This is a genomic window from Halovenus carboxidivorans, assembly GCF_009831575.1.
In the GTDB taxonomy this organism is placed as follows: domain Archaea; phylum Halobacteriota; class Halobacteria; order Halobacteriales; family Haloarculaceae; genus Halovenus; species Halovenus carboxidivorans.
Map to the genome: position 1 here is coordinate 1 of NZ_WUUT01000005.1, position 19,552 is coordinate 19,552.

Genomic DNA, 19,552 nt, shown 5'->3' on the forward strand with positions numbered 1-19,552 from the left:
GTTAGTGTACTCGTTCAATTAAATTACGGTCGTCACTGGACGTTCCCGTCGAGAGCGCTGAAAAACGAGCCTATTCGCTCGATGGGAGTAGACCGCCGTAGTACAGCAGGTGTGCCCCCGCGGCGATCAGCCCGACGCCGAGTACCTGCACCCGGTTCGACGCCTCCGGGAGCGGATCGAACTCGACTTTGAGCACGGCGTGATACACCCGTGCGGCGATATCGAGCAGTCGAGTCGGGACGGCGAGGTGTGCGACCCCGGCCAGGATGAGCAGTACGCCGGTGATCCGGGGAAGGTCCACGTCTGCGCCGGTCGCTCCCGATTCGTCCCGTCTGTCGCTGGGTGGCTGTTTCATTGGGTTAGGAAAGTCGATACAGCACCAACAGCCTGACGACTTCTCTCAGCCGAGTAGCTGGTTGCCGAGCGTGACAGCCGGGACGAGGACGAGCAGATAGCCGGCCGCCGAGAGTGCCCAGTCGCGAGCGGTGGTCTTCCGGCGGTCGGAAGACAGCCCGGGCGCTCGGGGCAGCGGAACGAGTACGAAGAACCCGACCATCAGCACGTACAGGACGACTCCGGTCGCCGCTGCGGTCAGCAGCGACGCAGTGCCGGCGACGGCTTCCGTCGCCAGCGAGAGCCAGACGAACAGAAGGCCCGTCCCGGCACCGGCGAGGTAGTGCGCGACAGTCGCCAGCCGACCGGGCGCCCTGTCCGGGTGTGTCTCGGTCAGGACCCCAGCGGCGACGGAGGGCGGAGTCGCGCCTTCCGGCAGGCGGCCCATGAGCAGATCCATTCCGAGCGTCGCGAGCACTCCGCCGACGAGTCCGATCGGAAACCGGACGACTGGTGCCGGTGTTGCGACAGTTTCAGTGACCATAGGCGTGGTTACGAGCGTGATCAAAAGAGGATACTGGTCGGAGACCCGGTACGGTTATTGTGCTGACAGCCGAGTCCTAGCTGTGAGTCGACGGTTCATCTCGACACAGCCGGTGGAAGTCAGCGCGACAGCCCATCTCATCGAACTGCTGTACGACGACGGAACCCACGACGAGACGGTGATCTGTGCCGGACACGGCGGTGCGGTCGAACCGGGGACGGCGGAACTCGCAGTCGAGTTGGCGACAGCGACGGAGGACGCGGTGTGCTGGGCGACGCTCGGCTACGACGGGGAGGGGAGCGCTTTCGAGCGATTTCACCCGCCCTCGACCGCTCTCGGCCCCGACGAGTATCCCCTGCTGGGCGAGATTGCAGACCGGGGGTTCGACCGCGTGCTCAGCCTGCACGGATTGGCCGACGACGAGGTGCTCGTCGGCGGTGCGACGGACGACGGAACGAAAGACGAGATTGCAGAGCGACTCGACTCCGCGCTGTCGGTGCCCGTCGATGTCGTCACGGAGGGACAGTACTCTGGGACACATCCGGAGAACTTCGTCAACTGGCTGGCCGAAGGGAACGGTGGGATCCAACTCGAACTCGGGCCGACAGCGAGATCGGACGCTGCGGAGACACTGAGAGAGACGCTTCAGACGTGGCTCACCGAGCAGTAAGGATCAGTCGACGTTGACTGCTTCGGCCGTCCCGTCGATGCGCTCGGCACCGTCCCACTCCGCGGAGTTGTCCTGCGGGTCGTAGCCGAGCACCTCCCTGGCTCGCTCTAGGGAGTAGTACTTGCGGTCGTTGTCGGAGATACCGTAGACGATCTCGAAGTCGTAGTCGGCTTCGAGCGCGCGGGCGTGGATCTGTGCACAGTCTCGCGGCGAGAGCCACATCGCCTGTCCGCGCTCGTAATCGATCGGGGGGTGGTCCTCGTTCAGGTTTCCGATCCGGATGTTACAGACCGAGATGTCGTACTCGTCGTGGAAGAAGCGGCCGATCACTTCGCCGGTCGCCTTGCTGATGCCGTAGCGGTTCCCGGGCCGGGGGAACTCGTCGCCCTCCAGGCGGAAGTCGTCGTGGGCGCGGTACATCTCGGGGGTTCGCTCGTCGGTTTCGGCGGCCCCGACGGCGTGATTCGAGGAGGCGAAGACCATCTTGTCGACGCCGGCCTCGACTGCACACTCGTAGACAGTGTGCGTGCCGTCGATGTTGTTCGAGAGCACGCTCTCCCACGGGGCGTCCGGACGCGGATCACCGGCGAGGTGGATGACCGCGTTGACGTCCTCCATCGCCGGCCGAACGTCGGCGTGGTTTTCCACCTCACCAGTCCAGTAGGGAAACTCGGGTTCGTGGGCCGGCTGACTGTGAAACATGAGCCGCCAGTCGTACTCCTCGCGCAACCCATTCAGGACTGTGCGTCCGACGTGGCCCCCTGCTCCAGTGAGTAATACCGGCTCGTCCATTCAGTTCGCACAAGCACTGGCAGTAATAAGTAGCATACGATTCCGCTCGGCGCTGCTGACAGATCCGAGACAGAACGGCGGGTAGTCACCGCTTGCCGGGATCGACGGGTCGTTTATACTCGGCCGGGAACGATCAGTATGAGCGAACGAGCGCCAGCGGAGACGGAGGCCGCCTGTTTCGAGGCCGGGATCAAGTTCGGGACGTTGTATCACCAGTTCGCCGGGACGCCGATCAGCCCCGACAGCGCCGCCTCGCTCGCGGCGGCGATGGAGGAAGCGATCGAAAACCAGCCGCACTGCCGGGCGGTCCGAATCGATATCGACACCGACAGGCTCGCCGCGGCAATCGAGGAGGGGCCGGCCGAGTATACCGAACTCACCGGGGAGTTCATGGACGTGGAGATGGAGATCGCCTACGAGGACACACTCGTCGTGGCGGAGATGCACCTCGAAGACGGCTACCCCCTGATGGAGGTCACGGGCGTTCGGGGGTCCGGCGTCGAACGGTAGGTCGACCGGATTCCGTCCCCGGGCTCAGGTCACGAGAGTGATAAAGAATTTAGTCATCGACAGTCGAACGGATGCACATGACAGAGTATACCGTCGAGTTCGTCGGAACTGGCGAGAGCATCACAGTGTCGGACAAGGAGACAATCCTGAGCAAGTGCATCGAGGAGGGCATCGCTCAGGAGTTCTCCTGTCGGGTCGGCATGTGTCTGGCCTGTTCCGCGAAAATCGAGGAGGGAGAAGTGACACAGCCCGCCGCCCGTGGCCTGACCGACGCCGAACGCGAGGAGTACGCCCTCACCTGCATGGCCCGCCCGCAGTCCGATCTCAAACTCGACCGCGGCAAGTACCCGCCGAGCATCGACGACGAGTATCCCGCCGCTGACGATAGCAACGACACAGCCGCCGCCGACGACTGATCTCTTCCTGTCGTCTCGCCGGTGCCGCAGTCACCCACGGATCGGAGCCTCGACCCGTTCACGAAGAGTAGACCCTATATGGGTGGGGGCCATAGTAGAGGGTGAACACTCGGCGCCAGTGCAGGGCTGACGACCGAACTCGAACTCCTCAAACCATGACCAGCCGCGTATACAGACTTCATTCGACGTTGGAACTCCCGCTCGAGGATGTCCACGAGTATTTCGAGGACCCCGACTTGCCGGACGGAATCGAGGGTGTTGATATCACACGACGAAACAATACGCTCATCATCAGCGCAGTGCCCGATGATGATAGTATCAGCAAGTACACGCCGACCGCACAGCTCAAAGCGAGCGTGACGGAAAACCGCGTGTACGAGGAAGACCCCGACGCGGGACCGGGTGGCCCCTCGGGCGGTGGCGGCGGCCCGCAGTGGGGTGCGCTCGAAGAGGAAGAAGAGATCGAATCGGAACTCGTCGAGTACGCCTGTTTCAAGGGGGACCGAGAGACTGTCCTGCAGAACACGGCGCTGCAGTACGAGATGTTCCAGGTCCTCTGTCAGATCGCCAGCCGAGCGGAGAAGGGAACCCTGACCGCCGTCGCCGCGACGGAAGACGATATCGAGGCCGTCCGAATCGTCGACGGCGAACGGCGGCCCGCGTCGGTCACAGTCGCCGAGGACCCCGGTGAAGCCGACGAGGACGACGGGGTCGACTGGCGAAACAACGAGTTTATCAGCTAATTACTCGACGGGAGTTCGCCGCGCCCGAACTAGCTCGTCCGGTAGCCGCCGTCGACGACCAGCCCGTGGCCCGTCACCCACGAGGCCTCGTCGCTAGCGAGAAAGAGAATACAGTTGGCAATCTCTTCGGGTTCGCCGAGCCGTTTCAGCGGGTAATCCTCGCGGAGTTTCTGACGTGCCTCTTCCGGGTCGTCGGCAGCGGCGAGGAACTGGTCCAGAAGCGGCGTGTCGGTAAAGCCCGGACAGACGGTGTTCGCACGGACGCCTTTCGGCCCGGCTTCGGCCGCCACGGCGCGCGTGAAGTTCAACACGGCACCCTTGCTGAGGGAGTACGCGGCCTGCTTGGGGAGTCCGAAGATACTCGCGAGCGAGCCGACGTTGACAATCGAGCCGGAGCCCTGTTCTTTCAGGTGTGGCAGCGCCGCGTGACAGCCGTTCCAGACGCCTTTGATGTTGACGTCCATGACGAAATCCCGCATCGACGTGTCCGTCTCCTCGACGTATGCAGACGGGTGGCCGGTCCCGGCGTTGTTGACCAGAATATCGAGCCCGTGCTCGTCGTATACGTCCGCGACGAGTTCGTCGAATCGGTCGGCGTCGGTGACATCGAGTTCGTAAAACGTCGCGTCGCCGCCGGCTTCGTCGATCTCGTCGGCGATTTTCGGCCCCTCGTCGCTGTTGATATCCGTCACGATGACCTCTGCCCCCTCCTCCGCGAACCGCAGGGAAGTCGCTTTGCCGATTCCGGACGCCGCACCCGTGATAAGTGCTGTCTCGTCTTCGAGTCGCATGGTACACACGGGACCACCGACGCCAAAATAACTGTCCCTTTCAATCGGGCCTCTCAGCCGTCGATTCGGCCAGATTCGGGTATTGCCACCGAAGCAGTCGCTACGTGAGTCCCCAGCGGTAACCACCGACTCCCTGCGGTCGACGGTCGCGTCGGGCTACTGCGATGGCCAACCGCAGGTGACGTATCGGTTGGGGATTCGTCGAGTCGTAAGCCACCGTTCGGCCGTGAGTACAGTTATATACTGGCAAATTCCCGGCTAGTTTACCGGGGTTTCCGAGGCCGGGCGCGCTGACCCGGCCGCCGCGCCGTTTCGGCCCGACCACGTCAGTCTGTCACGCCGAGCGGGAGAGAGATCGGTTCGTCGCCGTCGAATCGCCCCGGGTCGAACCCGGTGATCCCGTCCCCGCCGAGCATCTGGTCCGCGACGGCACGCCCCAGCGCCGGCGAGCGCATCAGACCGTGCCCACAGAGGCCGGTTGCGACGTACACCCCGCCGTCGAGTTCGCCGACCAGCGGGTCACGGTCGGGGGTCGCCGTACAGAGTCCAGCCCACGACCGCTCGACCGACTGCTCACCGGAGAGTCGCTGCCGGAGTGCCGCCAGCCGGTCAGCGAGAAAGGCGTCGTCTGCCGAGCGGTCGTAGCCGTCGGCGTCGCCGTGATACATCTCCGAGCCGTCGCCCGCGAGAACCCCGTCGTCGGTCGGCCGTGCGTACCGCTCCGTCGACGCGTTGTAGTAGATCGGCACGTCCCCGGCCTCGCCGGCGACCAGCGCCTGGGTGCGGTACAGCCCGAGGGCGAGGTCAGCGCCGAAGTCGACGAGCGCATCTGCGGTTCCCGCACCGGCGGCGACGAGGACGGCATCGCTGTCGATCAGTTCCCCGTCGACGGCGACTGCGCCGGAGCCGGTTACCGTCGCCGGGGCCCCGGTGTGCACGGAGACACCGGCTGCCTTGGCCCGGGCGGCGAGATGGGAGAGATACGCGTCGGTGTCCACGTAGCCGGCGTTGTGCGCGATGGCCCCGCGTTCGATATCGTCGGTGCGAAGCGCCGGGAACCGAGACGCAATCGCCTCCTCGTCGACGCGTTCGACATCCCGGCCGCGGTCGGCCATCCGGGCGGCCTGTGCGTCGATGGCGTCCGCAGTTTCTGCGTCACAGGCGAACCACAGGTACGGGCACTCGGTCAGGAGGTCGTGCTCACGGAAGTACCGGAGCGATTCGGCGGCGATGCCGGCGTCTCGGCGGTCGGCGTACGCGTCGTAACAGATCCCCGCGGCGCGGCCGGACGCACCGCTACCGAGTCGTCCCGCCTCGAACAGCGATACGGAGACGCCCCGTTCCGCGAGCGTACTGGCGGCCTGGAGGCCGACTGCACCGCCGCCGATGACGCTCACCCTGTCGACCATAGTTATTCGAGGAGCGGATCGAGACCCCGTGCCGGGTAGCCGACGATCCGGTCGACGCCGGCGGAGCGAAGTCGTTCGACCCGGTCGGCGACCGTCTCCGGCCCGCCGACGAGTCCGTACGCCCGGCAGCCACGGAGGAGTTCCGACCTGGCGTCGCCGGTCGCACCGCTGTCACGGGGGGCGTCCTCGGGCAGGCGCTCGCGGACGGGCTCGCGCCGGGCGGCATACTCGCCGACGCTATCGAGAACTGTCGACTCGTCCGTCGAGAGAACGACTGGTGCGTACACCGCGATGCTATCGGAGACCCCGGCTTCCCGGAGCGCCCGGACCGAACTGACGGTTCCGGGACCGAGCAACTCGAACTGCGTGCCGCCGATTGCGAGTGCGAGCCGTTCGATTCCCTCGGTGCCGATCCAGGGATCGTCGGCCGAGGCCGCGGCGGCGGAAAGCCGCGGGGCGACCGCTCGCTTCTGTTCGTCCTCGTCGAGATAGGCCTGATGGCCGGCGACGAGCACCTCACGGACCACCGATGGAAGCGCCTGCCGGTGGCGTTGGTTCCCACGGGGGTCGAACCCGTCCGCTCGGACCGGGACCGTCAGACGAACCTCGAACTCCTCGGCGAGCGTCCGCAGCGTCTCCGGGTCCGGGACGTGTTCTCTCCCCTCGAAATCGATCGTCACGGTGTCGACGGCGAGTCCGCGGGCGCGCTCGACGGCGACCTCTGTCGGCTTGAGGGCCACGGCGTCGATTCCGACATCAGTCAGCGTCGCCCCGGTGAGCGCAGTCATGTTGCCGGTTTTCGACACCGGAGGGGCTTAGCCCTGTCGTTTGCCCGCCCGCCGGCTCAGACGGGGTAGTCGGCGTCGGGGCCGACCTCGCGGTCGGGTTCCGGCGGGACCGTCCAGTCCGTGGCGAGTTCGAGAAACTGCACGAGCATCCGGGCCGTCGCACCCCAGACCGTGTAGCCGTCGACGTAGAAGTAGTGGAGTCGGATATCGCCGTAGTAGGGGTGCTCGCGGCGCTCGCTCTGGTAGTTCTCCAGGTCGGTCAGCTCCGCGACCGGGAGAATCGCCACCTCGGCGACTTCGCCATCGTGCGGTTCGTACACCCTGTCCGGCACTTCGGCGACGAACGGGCGAACCGAGTATCGCGTGATCGTCCGGATATCGTCGAGACGGCCGACGATCGAGACCTCCGAGGGATCGAGTCCGATCTCTTCGTTGCCCTCGCGTTTGGCGGTCACTTCGAGCGACTCGTCCTCGGGTTCGTGACCGCCGCCCGGGAAGCTCATCTGCCCGGGGTGGTCCGAGAGGTGTTCGGCACGCTTGGTAAAGAGGACGTGCGGGCCGCTCTCGCGGTCGATCACCGGCACGATGACGGCCGCTTTTCGTTCCTGATCGTCGACTGTCGCCGGCTCGAACGCACGGACGGCCGCGAGATCCATCTACTGCGGATGGACGGCGTCCAGAATCTTAATTTGTTGGTCTCGCGGCCTAGGCCCGCTCGTCGAGATACGTCCGGAGGTCCGCGACATCGACCGGTGCCCACGACTCGATCTCGTAGCTCACGTCGATCAGCGCCTCGATCGTGTCGGTATCGCCCATCTCGACGGCCAGTGCCGCCTCCTCGCGGACCCGTTCGACCGCCGCCTCGCCCGCGCGCTCGCGGTCGATGTCACGGTCCTCGACATCGAGAATATGCTGGAGGTCAGCGGTCCCCTCCGGACGGACCGGAAAGGCCGCGGGGCCGACGACGAGCAGCGATTGCTCCCCCTCGATCCGGATCAACTGGTAGGCCCGGATCGCCTCGTCGATCACCTCGTCGAACTCCCCAGGCTCGGCGTCTTCGCCGCGTTTGAAGGCGAGTTCTGCGAGCGCCTGTCGTAGCTCCGCCCGGGTGAGCGCCTCGAAAGAGTCGACGACACCGGCCACCTCGTCGCCGGAGTACTCCATACTGAATCCTCTCCCGGTTGCCTCTTAGGCGTTGGGTCACCGGCGCTGTGCGAGCGCGGTCTCCGAGCGCGCCAGCACATCGTTCGGCGCCAGTGCAGTCTCCTCCCACGCGGGGAGTCTGGTGTCCTCGCCCGGCGGGGAGACCGACGGCGCGTAGGTGTCGATCTGTTCGCGTTCGCGCTGGGGGTCGTACTCGAAGCCGTTGAACGACGCGTCTCCGGCGTACTGGCGGACGAGTCTGGTTGCGTGATCGCGGTACGCCGCCCGCAGTCGGTCGTAGTCCGGGTCGAGTCCCCGCTCTTCGATGACGGTGAACAGCGTCGCCGCAACCTCGTCGCACATCTCGCCCAGACCACCCGATCCCTCAACAGAGCGGTGTTCGTGCTCGTGAATCCCGAGATCCACCTGTGCGCTGCCGGAGAAGCCGGCGTGGTCGAAGGCATCGCCCAGGGTGCCGAGTTCGAGGCCCCAGCCCCGCGGGGCGCGGATCCCGTGTGCGAGGTCGCCGGTCGTGGCGAACTCGCCAGCGAGCGCGTACCGGAAACTCCCGAGGTAGGTGACAAACTCCGCCGTCGAGGCCTCGCTGAGGGCGCTGATCAGCGGCCGATAGAAGAGCCTGAACAGTCGGCCGTAGAGTTGCTGATCCTCGACCCGTGCGTAGTAGCCTTTCGTGAAGTCGTATCCCTCCGCGAGCGGTGCGAGCAGTTTCGGGACGTGCCGTCGGTCGTAGGTCAGCGCGTCTGCGTCGTGGACGGCCACGTACGGTGACTCGCCGGCGACGCCCAATCCGAGCCAGACGTCTCTCCCTTTGCCGGCCGCACCGTCGAGGCCGTGATCGGCAAGCAACGACTCGACCGCCGGTGCGGTACACCACAGCACCGTCAGATCGAGATCGAACGACTCCAGCCAGGCGGCGACCTCTCCGACCGCCGACTCCGCCGCCCGGAGTGGCACCAGAACCCGACCCGGGTCGACCGATTCCAGCGTTCGGAGGACGCCCTCCGTCGCGGGACTGCCCTGATCCCGTTCGGCCAGCGGAACGACGACCGTCGCCTGGTCGACCGGCGCTGACGGATCGGCACCCCCGTAATCGTGGAAGGTGCTGATCCGCTCCTGAACGTATTCCATCGAGTAGACGTAGGGAAGGAGAGGAAAAAGCACCGCGATTCCCGGGGTATACTGCCGGGGACACTCGGAACGCTCGTGACTCCGCACGCAGATCAAGAACCCGTCGGTAGCACCGTCACGCGTGTCGGTTGCACGGGCAGAAACGGCGACCAGATCTTCATATGACGCGGCGACATATCTGCACACATGAACATCGAACAACTCTTCGGTCGAAGCCAGTCGCCGCTGGCCACGGGGATCGGGCTGGTCGTCGCCGGCATCGCCTTCGTCGGGACGCAGTTTCTCGGCTGGGAGTGGGGATCCGGGCGGCTGATCCCGACGATTCTCGGTGTCGCCGTCGCAGCAATCGCCGTGGTCTTCGTCGCGCGTCGGCGTCTCGGGGTCGGGGATTAGGGTTTCACGAGTACCTTGATCGCGTCGCGCTCGTCCATCGCCCGGTAGCCCTCCGGGACCCCGTCCAGGTCGACCGTTTTCGTGAAGATAGGCGACGGATCGAGCGTCCCCTGTAGCACGTCCGCCAGGAGGTCGTCGACGTACGCGCGCACCGGCGCGACACCGCCGGCCAGCGTCACGTTGTCCCCGAAGGCCGTTTCGAGGAACGCCGCCTCGTCGACGCCGGCGGGCACGCCGACGTAGCCGACCGTGCCGCCGGGGCGGGCGACCTGGAACGCGGTGTCCATCGACGACTCCGCGCCGACGCATTCGAGCACGTGGTTGGCACCGCCGTCCGTGAGATCCAGCGCGGCGTCGACGGCCTCGTCGCCGCGTGCGGCGACCGTGTCAGTCGCGCCGAACTCCTCGGCGATCTCCAGTCTGTCCTCGTGGTGACCCAGGGCGATGATTCGCTCGGCGCCGAGTCGGCGGCAGGCGAGGACGCCACAGAGACCGACCGCGCCGTCACCGACGACGACCGCCGTATCGCCCGCCTCGACGCCCGCGCTGACCGCCGCGTGGTGGCCCGTACACATCACGTCGGTCAGCGGAAGGGCGGCTTCCAGTACGTCCTCGTCGTCGGCGTAGCGATCCGGGATCCTGACGAGCGTGCCGTCGGCGTGTGGAGCGCGGATCATCTCCCCCTGTGCACCGGTCATCTCGCCGCCCCAGCTATCCCCATCGACACAGGAGGTGTGCAGTCCTTTCCGGCAGAACTCACACTCTCCGCAGGAGATCCAGAAGGGCGCGAGCACGCGGTCGCCGGGCTGGACGTGTGTCACTTCCGAGCCGACTTCCTCGACGACGCCCATCGGTTCGTGGCCGACGCGACCGGGGGTCGGGAACTCCCGCTGGCCGCGGTAGAACCACAGGTCGGAGCCACAGATCGCCGTGTGCGTGATTCGAACGACCGCGTCCGTCGGCTCCTCGATTGTCGGGTCGGGGACATCTTCGACAGCAATCTCTCCTTCACCGTGAAACAGTGCGGCTCTCATGGGTGCGAGTTCGCCGCGACGGCACAAAAACCCGGCCCTGACGGCGAATCCTTCGGAGGCGTTCACTCCCGGTTCGGGATCGACGGCCGGTCGGCGTCCCCGTCCTCCTCTGTTTCGACGGTAACCGAGACATCCCCGCCGCCGAAGGCGAGGTCGATTGTCTCGACGACCGCGTAGAACTGCTCGTGGTGGTGGCCGTCCGGGTCGAAGACCGTCTCCGACTCGACCAGTCCCGCCGCCTCGAGGTCGTCGAGTCGGCGGTAGGCGGTCGCCTTCGAGACGTCCGCCGTCTCTGCGACCTCGTTGCCGCTCATCGCCTGATCCGTCACCGCGAACAGCACGCGCTGGGTGTACTCGTCGCCGAGAAGTTCGAGCAGCGAACGGGGGTCGTCGCTGTCCTCATCGTCGCCACAGGGGTTGTCCGTGACCGAAATCTGCGTTGCCATATCTAATCCATGTCGGGCGTGGTCGATGGAACGATATGCTAGCTATACAGACGGTCGGGTGGACACGTTCTAGCTATGAATAACCGGCCGCTCTGGCTCCGGATGTCGCGTGCTTTTTATTGACGAACAGGCTTGGTACGGATATGAGCAGGCAGGACGCGGACGACGACTCACCCGAACCGACAGCGGAGACGCCCGACGAGACGGGTGACGAGCAGGAGTCGGACGGACAGGCGACGGCTTCGGACGAGACGGACGGTGAGTCCGAGGAATCGACCGAAACCGAAGAGGAGTCGCTCGAAGAGATCGCCGAGGAGCCGAGCGAGGACCCGGATGCGCTTCTGGAGGAGATCGTCGACGACGACTCACGGGACGAGGATCTCACCGAGTTCGTCGAGGAACAGCCGACCGAGACGGTAGCGGAGCTAATCGCGGCGCTACGGGCGGAACGTGCCGAACTCCGGGCCGAACTCGAATCCGAGCGCGAGCGGGCCGACGATCTGGAGTCCCGGCTCTCGCGCAAGCAGGCGGACTTCCAGAACTACAAGAGACGGCAGAAGGAGCGCATGGAAGAGGAGAAACAGCGCGCGACGGAGGATCTCGTCGAGCGCCTGCTCGACGTGCGGGACAACTTGGCTCGCGCGCTCGATCAGGACGAGGACAGCGACATCAGGGGCGGCGTGGCGTCCACCCTCGAACAGTTCGACGAGGAACTCGATCGGGAGAACGTCGAGGTGATCGAGCCCGACCCCGGCGCCGAGGTCGACCCACAGCGCCACGAGGTGCTAATCAAAGTCGAGAGCGACCAGCCCGAGGATACGGTCGCACAACTGCACCGACCCGGCTACGAGATGGCCGGAAAGGTGCTCCGCCCGGCCCAGGTCGCCGTCAGTGACGGCTCCGATGCGGACGCCGTCGAGGAGACGGATAGCGCGGAGTGACCGGAGGCCTCCAGTCTGGCCCAGTATCCGGTTGATTTGTGGTCGAACATAAATCCCTAGATTATCGGGGAGCGAGACGGCAAAACTCCGTTGCTTGCGGTGTGTGGCTGTGGTTCGGGGGGAGGTGATCTAGCAACTTTTAACCGACCGAATCGGGTATGTTCTGGTAACATGACGAGCAACAAGATTCTTGGAATCGACCTCGGGACCACGAACAGCGCGTTCGCGGTCATGGAGGGCGGCGACCCGGAGATCATCGTCAACAGCGAGGGCGACCGGACGACCCCGTCAGTCGTCGCGTTCTCCGACGGCGAACAGCTAGTCGGGAAGCCGGCGAAAAACCAGGCGGTCCAGAACCCCGACAACACCGTCGAGTCGATCAAGCGGCACATGGGGAAGGAGGATTACACGGTCGAACTCGAGGGTGAGGAGTACACGCCCGAGCAGATCTCGGCGATGACCCTCCAGAAGATCAAACGAGACGCCGAGGAGTATCTCGGCGAGGAGATCGAACGCGCCGTTATCACGGTCCCGGCGTACTTCTCGGACCGACAGCGCCAGGCGACCAAAGACGCCGGCGAGATCGCCGGCTTCGAGGTCGAGCGGATCATCAACGAGCCGACCGCCGCCGCGATGGCTTACGGCCTGGACGACGAGTCCGACCAGACCGTGCTCGTCTACGACCTCGGGGGCGGGACGTTCGACGTCTCGATTCTGGAACTCGGCGGCGGCGTCTACGAAGTCGTCGCAACCAACGGTGACAACGACCTCGGCGGAGACGACTGGGACCAGGCGATCATCGATTATCTCGCCGACGAGTTCGAGGACGAACACGGCATCGACCTCCGCGAGGACCGACAGGCGCTACAGCGGCTGCACGAGGCCGCCGAGGAGGCGAAAATCGAGCTCTCGAACCGGAAAGAGACCTCGATCAATCTCCCCTTTATCGCGGCGGACGACGACGGGCCGAAGGATCTCGAAGCCTCGCTCACCCGCGCGAAATTCGAGTCTCTCACCGAGGATCTGGTCGAGCGAACCGTCGACCCGACCGAGCAGGCACTCGCCGACGCCGGCCTGAGCAGCGACGACATCGACGAGGTCATCCTCGTCGGCGGATCGACGCGGATGCCGATGATCCAGGAGAAAGTCGAGGAGATGACGGGACAGGAGCCCCAGAAGAACGTCAACCCCGACGAGGCCGTCGCGCTCGGTGCGGCGATCCAGGGCGGTGTGCTCTCCGGCGACGTCGACGACATCGTGCTGGTCGACGTGACGCCGCTCTCGCTGGGCGTCGAGGTCAAGGGCGGACTGTTCGAGCGACTCATCGAGAAGAACACGACCATTCCGACCGAGGAGTCGAAGGTGTTCACGACCGCCCAGGCCAACCAGACCTCGGTCCAGATCCGCGTCTTCCAGGGCGAGCGTGAGATTGCCGAGGAGAACGAACTGCTCGGGGAGTTCATGCTCTCGGGAATCCCGCCGGCGCCCGCGGGCGTCCCGCAGATCGAAGTCACCTTCGAGATCGACGAGAACGGCATCGTCAACGTCAGCGCCGAGGACCGCGAGTCCGGGAACAAAGAGGATATCACGATCGAGGGCGGCGTCGGTCTCTCCGACGAAGAGATCGAAGAGATGCAGAAAGAGGCCGAGAAACACGCCGAGGAAGACGAGAAACGCCGCAAGCGAATCGAGGCGCGCAACGAGGCCGAGTCGACGATCCAGCGCGCGCGGACGGTTCTCGACGAGAACGAGGAGGCCGTCGACGACGACCTCCGCGAGACGATCGAAGGCTACATCGAGGACGTCGAGGAGGTCCTCGAAGACGAGGATGCCGACCGCGAGGAGATCGAAGAGGCGACCGAGACCCTGACCGAGGAACTGCAGGAGATCGGCAAGCAGATGTACCAGCAGCAGGCCGGTGCCGCGGGCGCGGGCGGTCCCGGCGGCGCGGCCGGTGCCGGACCCGGCGCTGGCGCGGCCGGTGCAGGTCCCGCTGGCGGCGCGGGTCCGGGCACCGGTGCGGCCGACGACGAGGAGTACGTCGACGCAGACTTCGAGGACGTTGACGACGACGAGGAGTGACGGGTCTGCGCAGCAGACGACAGAACGAGCCCACTCGGAATCTCGAAGCGTGACCGAGTGAGCGGTCCGAGCCTGTGGACGACGGGAAGCCGTTCCGCTTCCTGCCGTTCCGGCGAGGAATTCGGGGACGGACGACTGTTCTGGTCGAGTATTGGCCCGGATCGGTAGGACCTACTGGCTGTTTGCGAGCGCGCGAGCGCCGGTACGTTCCGGAAGCCGTCGAAGAAAACGACCGGGTCGGGCGACAGCGTCGCTAGCTCCCGATCCCGACACGTCGCATCAGCGAACGAGCGCCCCCTCGGAGCGTCGTCCAGACCAGCCTGACGTACTTCATGATCGTCTCTCTGACGAGCGAGACGACACCACGGACCCCGCCCTTGTGGTAGCGGTTGACAGCGACGCCGATCCACGCGCGGAAGCGGTTGACTCCGCCGGCGACGCCGTTGTTGAAGAACAGCACGACGACCAGAAGCAAGAGCCCGAGGCTGATCTGCCAGTTAGCCTCCAGGGCGGGGAACTGCCTGATAAACCACCGGAGGTACTCGTAGGTGAACGCGCCGATAGCCGGTCCGAGGAAGGCGTATGGTCCCCCGATGACGGTCATGATGACCGGTCGCGCCGAGAACGTCCAGTAGGCGTACTGCGGATTGACGTTGGTGTACAGCGGGATCAACAGCGCGCCGGCCAGACCGGAGAACGCGCCGGAGATGATGAAGGTGATCCAGCGGTGGAACCTGACGTTGATCCCGAGCGATTCGACGCGCTCCGGGTTCTCCCGGATGGCGAGACAGATCATCCCGAACGGCGACCGGGTGATCCGCCACAGCGTGAACATCGCGATGGAGACGACGACCAGCGTCAGGAAGTAGTAGGCCAGCGGATTGAGGATGTCGACGAGTCGGAACTCCCAGCCGAACAGCTCGACGAAGCCCATGATGAAGGTCAATCCGTCAGAGCCGTTGGTGATCTCCTGTCCGAGCAACGAGCCGACTGTGTCCTGGAGGACGATCACGTAGATCGCCATCGAGAACGACAGCGTGATGATCGCGAAGTAGATCTCCTCCAGTCGGACGGAGAGGAAGCCGATGAACACGGCCAGCAGGGTCGCCGCGACGACACCGACGACCAGCGCGAGGAACCACGTCGCGAGCGGGGCCGCGCCGCCGAACGTCCCCGCCACGCCGAGCATCGGCGAGAGGTCGGTGACGGTCAACGCGACGGCGTAGCCAGCGATCGCGACGAACATCGCGTGTCCGAACGACAGCAGGCCGGTGTACCCGTACAACAGATTGAACGCGGTCGCGAACAGGACGAAACACAGCGTCTCGGCCAGCAGATTCACCTGGTATCCACCGAGGAGAAACGGCGCGGCGACGAGAGCGACCGCTACGAGGATGGCCGCGCCGGTCGCGTTTCGCCTGTCCTGTAACCGCTCCGTGAACCCATAGCTCATGATCTTAGAGACCCGGTGGGAGACCGCTGCCGTCCAGCAGTTCTAGCGAGGTTTCGCGGTCGAGCGTGTACGTCTGCGTGTTCACCTGTCCGGCGCCGTCGTAGGGCACGTCCGCGTCGAACGAGGATTCCCCGATCACACAGGAAGCCGTCGCCTGGTGGGTCTCGGCGTCCAGCGTGACCGAGCCGCGCGGGTCGTCCTCGTACGTGTACCCCTCCATCTCGGAGATGACGTCGTCTGGGTTGGTGCCGCCGGCGGCCTCTATCGCGTCCTTGTAGATCTGAACCGCCGCCCAGGTGCTTCCACCGGTAAAGGTCGGGTAGGCCAACACCTCGCTGTCGTCTTCGTAGGTGCTCTGGTAGAGATCGATGAAGTTCTGGTCGGCCTCGGTCCCGTATGCGCCCGGCCAGTACCAGCCCGAGAAGTGAAGCCCCTCGGGCATGGTGTCGCCCAGCGCCTCGAAGTTCGTCGGATCGGCACCGATGGTGTCGAAGACATCGTCGACCTGATCGAATAGACCCTGCTCGGCGGCCTGCGAGACGAACGTGACGGTGTCGCCGGCCCAGAAGCTCGTGAACAGGAGGTCCGGATCCGCCGAGATGACCGAGTTGATCTGCGGAGTCATGTCCGTCGCACCCAGTTCGGGGAACTCGGAGGCCACGACCTCGTAATCGACACCGAGTCCGTCCATGTACGCCTGGACGTACTCCCAGGTCTGCTCGCCGTACGCGTAGCTTGGCCCCATGTTTGCGATGCTGAGGGTGCCAGTATCCGCGTAGTTCTCCTGGATGAACCTGGCAATCGCGTAGGTCATGTGGCTCGTGTTCGAGTTCGTCCGGAAGAGATTGGGCAGTCCGGCCGCAGTCCCGTTGTCCTCGTAGTAGTCCCCGTAGGTCTCCGTGTCCGGTTCGGTGATATACGGCGTACCGATGTCAGTGAGGGTGAACGGCACCCGGAGCTGTTCGATTGTCGGTCCCGAGTTGAGCGTCACCCCCGACGACGTGAGTCCGATCATCACGTCGGCACCGAACTCCTGGACGAGGCTCCGCATCTGCCGTTGCGGATTATCTCCGTGGTCCCGGATCTCGATTTCGACGTCGTTACCGTTGATTCCCCCCTCCTCGTTGATCGCGTCGACGGCAACCTCGGCCGCGGCGGCCGAACCGGCACCGAGGGCCTCGGCCAGGCCCGAGAGAAGGTATACACCTCCGATCCGGACCCCCTCGCCGCCTCCTCCCCCGAGACAGCCTGCGAGGCCGACTGTCGCCCCGGTCCCCGCCGCTGCGAGAAATGTCCGTCGGTCGACGGCACGTGATTGAGTGATCTCTACTCCCCCCTCTGCCGGCGAGTCATTCGCTGGCATTGTGTGTCTTGTGCACACATGCCCAGTATATATCTTCGAGTTTATATGTAAATATTGCCTGGAACACCACACAGGATGGCCGAACTGTATGCCAGTATTCATAAATCAAACAGAATACCCCGAAACTTTTAATCAGATAGTGTGTCATTCGCATGCATGGTAGATCCAGGCCTTCTGATCGATCAGTTGATCACCGGTATCAGCATCGGGAGCACACTGTTTCTGATCGCAGTCGGCCTCAGTCTGATTTTCGGGGTGTTAGAGGTGCTCAACTTCGCACACGGAGCCCTCTACATGGTCGGGGCGTACGTGGTGATCGTCACCATAAACGACTTCCCGGGGGGATTCTGGGTCGGCGTACTGCTGGCAACACTGGTTGTCGGATTGATCGGTGTCGTCATCGAAATGGGCTTTCTCAGGCGCGTGTACGACCGTGAGGACCTCGACCAACTGCTGTTGACCTTCGCGTTCGTTCTCATTATCACTGACAGCGTACGCAACATCTTCGGTTCCGGGTCGAACGTCGTCGACCCACCCGCGTTGTTACGCTTCGATCTCACCCTGGCGGAGGGTATCTCGATTCCGGGCTACCGGGCGTTCGTCATCGTGATGTCCCTCGTAGTGATGGGGGCCATCCTGCTGACCCTCCGGGTTACCAACTTCGGGCGAATTGTCCGCGCCACGTCGAGCGACCGCGAGATGGCGGGGCTCCTCGGTATCAACGTTCCCAGGCTCTACACCATCGTGTTCTTTATCGGTGCCGCACTGGCAGGACTCGGCGGCGCTCTCGTCACGCCGTTGCAGTCGGTGACACCGGAACTCGGTAATCAGGTGATTATCAACGCCTTCGTCGTCGTCGTCATCGGCGGACTTGGCTCGTTCACCGGTGCGTTCGTCGGCGCGTACCTCATCGGTATCATGATCGCCGTCGGGAGCCTCTTTACCGCTGGTGCGGGACAGTTGTTCCCGTTCGTCGCGCTGATCGCCGTGCTCCTTCTCAGACCTGAGGGGCTGTTCGGAGGTGTCGAAGCGTGACGACCGTACTCGAAACCGAAGACCTGGAGCGCCAGTTCGGGAAGCTCATGGCCGTCGACGGCGTCAGCGTCAGCATCGACAGCGACGACGTCACGAGCATCATCGGCCCGAACGGGGCCGGGAAGACCACCTTCTACAACCTCCTGTCGGGTCGGCTCGACCCCACCGGCGGATCGGTCAAACTCCGCCCGCGGGACGGGACGGAACTCGTCGACGTGACCGGACAGACGCCGTACGAAATCAACCGCCTCGGACTCTCGCGAGCGTTCCAGATCAACAACGTCTTCGAGGGGCTGTCGGTCATCGACAACCTCCGGGTGGCACGGATCAGCCGAACCGACCGCTCGCTCAATCTGAGCGACATTGCCCGGAGTGACCCCGAACTCTCCGAAGAGGCCCGCGAGATCATCGAGATGGTCAACCTCGAAGGACTGGAACAGACGAAGTGTGCAAACCTATCCCACGGTGACAAGCGGAAGGTCGAAGTGGCGCTGGCGCTGGGAACGGACCCGACAGTCGTGTTGCTCGACGAACCCACCGCGGGGATGAACGCGACGGAAACGGAACGAATGGTGAACCTCGTCGAGGAGATTAACGAGCAGACGGACACGACGTTCGTGCTTACCGAACACGATATGGAGGTCGTGTTAGGTATCTCCGACCGGGTCCTCGTGCTCGACAACGGCGCACTGATCGCCGATGGAACGCCCGACGAGGTGATGGCCGACGAGCGCGTTCGTGAGGCCTACCTCGGAGGTGAACTATGAGTCTGCTCGAATTCGAGAACGTGAACGGCTTCTACGGCAACAGTCACGTGCTCTTCGACCTCGACATGACCGTCGAGCAGAACGAGGTCGTCGCCCTGCTGGGCCGCAACGGTGCGGGCAAGACGACGACCTTCCGGGCGATCACGGGGACGATTCCGCGCAGAGAGGGCCGCATCGAGTATCGCGGCGAATCGATCGCTCGGAAGTCGGTCGAAGCCATCAGCAACAGCGGCATCAAACTCGTCCCGGAGGAGCGCCGGATCTTCCCGACGCTGACCGTCCAGGAGAATCTCGTGGTCGCCCGCGACGCCGCTTCCGGCACTCCCCGCGACATCGAAGAGATGTACGAGATTTTCTCCGTGCTGGACGATCTGCGGGAAAACCGCGGGCAGAACCTCAGCGGCGGCGAACAACAGATGTTGTCGATCGCCCGCGCACTCGTGCAGAATCCCGACCTCCTCCTGCTCGACGAACCGACCGAGGGGCTGGCCCCCGTCATCGTCGAGGACCTGACCGAGATTCTCGAGGACATCGTGAGTCGGGACGTGACCGTCATCATCGCCGAGCAGAACGTCGAGTTCGCCCTCTCGCTGTCCGAGCGGGCCTACATTATCGAGAGCGGCGAGAACGCCTGGGATGGCACCATCGAGGAACTCCGCGACCGCGAGGACCTCCTGGAGCAGTACCTCTCCGTCGGGGTCGCGTCTGACTGAACCACAGCCCAGCGCGTTCGGACGCTCTGAGGGTTAG

The 19,552-nt window shown here is 64.6% G+C and carries 23 protein-coding genes; 10 read left to right on the forward strand and 13 right to left on the reverse strand.

Annotation, left to right across the window (positions count from 1 at the left end):
* Positions 1-70 precede the first annotated feature (70 nt).
* Entirely contained in the window at positions 71-355 is a 285-nt protein-coding gene (locus tag GRX03_RS12395; RefSeq protein ID WP_233739961.1) for a hypothetical protein, read from the reverse strand.
* Between the two features lie 45 nt (positions 356-400).
* Positions 401-877 (reverse strand): hypothetical protein, encoded by a 477-nt coding sequence (locus GRX03_RS12400; protein WP_159764543.1) that lies wholly within the window; start codon positions 875-877, stop codon positions 401-403.
* An 82-nt stretch (positions 878-959) separates the two neighbouring features.
* Between GRX03_RS12400 and GRX03_RS12405 the strand changes: the two genes are divergently transcribed.
* Positions 960-1,547: a poly-gamma-glutamate hydrolase family protein gene (locus GRX03_RS12405; RefSeq protein WP_159764544.1), complete on the forward strand. Its 588-nt coding sequence runs from the start codon at positions 960-962 to the stop codon at positions 1,545-1,547.
* Positions 1,548-1,550: 3 nt separating this feature from the next.
* On the opposite strand, the gene azf is transcribed toward GRX03_RS12405, so the two are convergent.
* Complete coding sequence (gene azf, locus GRX03_RS12410; RefSeq protein WP_159764545.1) at positions 1,551-2,339, reverse strand: NAD-dependent glucose-6-phosphate dehydrogenase Azf; 789 nt, start codon at positions 2,337-2,339, stop codon at positions 1,551-1,553.
* Between the two features lie 138 nt (positions 2,340-2,477).
* Here azf and GRX03_RS12415 point away from each other — a divergent pair, with 138 nt between their 5' ends.
* The 3 genes from GRX03_RS12415 to GRX03_RS12425 all read left to right on the forward strand — a co-directional run bounded on the left by GRX03_RS12415 (position 2,478) and on the right by GRX03_RS12425 (position 4,008).
* Positions 2,478-2,849 (forward strand): dihydroneopterin aldolase family protein, encoded by a 372-nt coding sequence (locus tag GRX03_RS12415; RefSeq protein WP_159764546.1) that lies wholly within the window; start codon positions 2,478-2,480, stop codon positions 2,847-2,849.
* A 77-nt stretch (positions 2,850-2,926) separates the two neighbouring features.
* Complete coding sequence (locus GRX03_RS12420) at positions 2,927-3,265, forward strand: 2Fe-2S iron-sulfur cluster-binding protein (protein WP_159764547.1); 339 nt, start codon at positions 2,927-2,929, stop codon at positions 3,263-3,265.
* 155 nt (positions 3,266-3,420) lie between these two features.
* Positions 3,421-4,008, forward strand: a complete 588-nt coding sequence (locus GRX03_RS12425) for a DUF7110 family protein (protein WP_159764548.1) — start codon at positions 3,421-3,423, stop codon at positions 4,006-4,008.
* Positions 4,009-4,037: 29 nt separating this feature from the next.
* On the opposite strand, the gene GRX03_RS12430 is transcribed toward GRX03_RS12425, so the two are convergent.
* The 6 genes from GRX03_RS12430 to GRX03_RS12455 all read right to left on the reverse strand — a co-directional run bounded on the left by GRX03_RS12430 (position 4,038) and on the right by GRX03_RS12455 (position 9,288).
* Entirely contained in the window at positions 4,038-4,799 is a 762-nt protein-coding gene (locus GRX03_RS12430) for an SDR family NAD(P)-dependent oxidoreductase (RefSeq protein WP_159764549.1), read from the reverse strand.
* Positions 4,800-5,125: 326 nt separating this feature from the next.
* Positions 5,126-6,208 (reverse strand): NAD(P)/FAD-dependent oxidoreductase, encoded by a 1,083-nt coding sequence (locus GRX03_RS12435; protein ID WP_159764550.1) that lies wholly within the window; start codon positions 6,206-6,208, stop codon positions 5,126-5,128.
* A gap of 2 nt (positions 6,209-6,210) precedes the next feature.
* Positions 6,211-6,996, reverse strand: a complete 786-nt coding sequence (locus GRX03_RS12440; protein WP_159764551.1) for a DUF7388 family protein — start codon at positions 6,994-6,996, stop codon at positions 6,211-6,213.
* Between the two features lie 56 nt (positions 6,997-7,052).
* Positions 7,053-7,652 carry an NUDIX hydrolase gene (locus GRX03_RS12445; protein ID WP_159764552.1) on the reverse strand — a complete coding sequence of 200 codons (600 nt, stop codon included), beginning with the start codon at positions 7,650-7,652 and terminating at the stop codon, positions 7,053-7,055.
* 49 nt (positions 7,653-7,701) lie between these two features.
* Positions 7,702-8,160, reverse strand: a complete 459-nt coding sequence (locus GRX03_RS12450) for a DUF7109 family protein (protein ID WP_159764553.1) — start codon at positions 8,158-8,160, stop codon at positions 7,702-7,704.
* 36 nt (positions 8,161-8,196) lie between these two features.
* On the reverse strand, positions 8,197-9,288 hold the full coding sequence (locus GRX03_RS12455) for a glycosyl transferase family 2 (protein ID WP_159764554.1): 1,092 nt from the start codon (positions 9,286-9,288) through the stop codon (positions 8,197-8,199).
* Positions 9,289-9,474: 186 nt separating this feature from the next.
* Here GRX03_RS12455 and GRX03_RS12460 point away from each other — a divergent pair, with 186 nt between their 5' ends.
* On the forward strand, positions 9,475-9,681 hold the full coding sequence (locus GRX03_RS12460; RefSeq protein ID WP_159764555.1) for a multidrug transporter: 207 nt from the start codon (positions 9,475-9,477) through the stop codon (positions 9,679-9,681).
* On the opposite strand, the gene GRX03_RS12465 is transcribed toward GRX03_RS12460, so the two are convergent.
* Together GRX03_RS12465 and GRX03_RS12470 are read right to left on the reverse strand one after the other, a co-directional pair.
* On the reverse strand, positions 9,678-10,715 hold the full coding sequence (locus GRX03_RS12465; protein WP_159764556.1) for a zinc-dependent alcohol dehydrogenase family protein: 1,038 nt from the start codon (positions 10,713-10,715) through the stop codon (positions 9,678-9,680). The two genes, GRX03_RS12460 and GRX03_RS12465, sit on opposite strands and share 4 nt — an antisense overlap.
* A gap of 62 nt (positions 10,716-10,777) precedes the next feature.
* Positions 10,778-11,161: a winged helix-turn-helix domain-containing protein gene (locus GRX03_RS12470; RefSeq protein WP_159764557.1), complete on the reverse strand. Its 384-nt coding sequence runs from the start codon at positions 11,159-11,161 to the stop codon at positions 10,778-10,780.
* 143 nt (positions 11,162-11,304) lie between these two features.
* Between GRX03_RS12470 and GRX03_RS12475 the strand changes: the two genes are divergently transcribed.
* A complete protein-coding gene (locus GRX03_RS12475; protein ID WP_159764558.1) occupies positions 11,305-12,102 on the forward strand; it encodes a nucleotide exchange factor GrpE in 798 nt (265 codons plus the stop codon).
* A 171-nt stretch (positions 12,103-12,273) separates the two neighbouring features.
* On the forward strand, positions 12,274-14,184 hold the full coding sequence (dnaK, locus tag GRX03_RS12480) for a molecular chaperone DnaK (RefSeq protein WP_159764559.1): 1,911 nt from the start codon (positions 12,274-12,276) through the stop codon (positions 14,182-14,184).
* Positions 14,185-14,437: 253 nt separating this feature from the next.
* Here dnaK and GRX03_RS12485 read toward each other — a convergent pair whose 3' ends face one another.
* The gene (locus tag GRX03_RS12485; RefSeq protein WP_159764560.1) at positions 14,438-15,637 is read right to left on the reverse strand and encodes a branched-chain amino acid ABC transporter permease; all 1,200 of its coding nucleotides are present in this window, start codon (positions 15,635-15,637) and stop codon (positions 14,438-14,440) included.
* Between the two features lie 4 nt (positions 15,638-15,641).
* Positions 15,642-17,000, reverse strand: a complete 1,359-nt coding sequence (locus GRX03_RS12490) for an ABC transporter substrate-binding protein (protein ID WP_159764561.1) — start codon at positions 16,998-17,000, stop codon at positions 15,642-15,644.
* 156 nt (positions 17,001-17,156) lie between these two features.
* On the opposite strand from GRX03_RS12490, the gene GRX03_RS12495 reads away from it, so the two are divergent.
* Genes GRX03_RS12495 through GRX03_RS12505 form a run of 3 tightly spaced genes read left to right on the forward strand, consistent with a single transcriptional unit; the run spans position 17,157 to position 19,515 of the window.
* Positions 17,157-18,035 (forward strand): branched-chain amino acid ABC transporter permease, encoded by an 879-nt coding sequence (locus tag GRX03_RS12495; RefSeq protein WP_159764562.1) that lies wholly within the window; start codon positions 17,157-17,159, stop codon positions 18,033-18,035.
* Positions 18,032-18,802: an ABC transporter ATP-binding protein gene (locus GRX03_RS12500; RefSeq protein WP_201289232.1), complete on the forward strand. Its 771-nt coding sequence runs from the start codon at positions 18,032-18,034 to the stop codon at positions 18,800-18,802. The genes GRX03_RS12495 and GRX03_RS12500 overlap by 4 nt, the downstream gene beginning before the upstream one ends.
* Positions 18,799-19,515 carry an ABC transporter ATP-binding protein gene (locus GRX03_RS12505; RefSeq protein WP_159764563.1) on the forward strand — a complete coding sequence of 239 codons (717 nt, stop codon included), beginning with the start codon at positions 18,799-18,801 and terminating at the stop codon, positions 19,513-19,515. Before GRX03_RS12500 ends, GRX03_RS12505 begins: the two co-directional genes overlap by 4 nt.
* Positions 19,516-19,552: the final 37 nt, after the last annotated feature.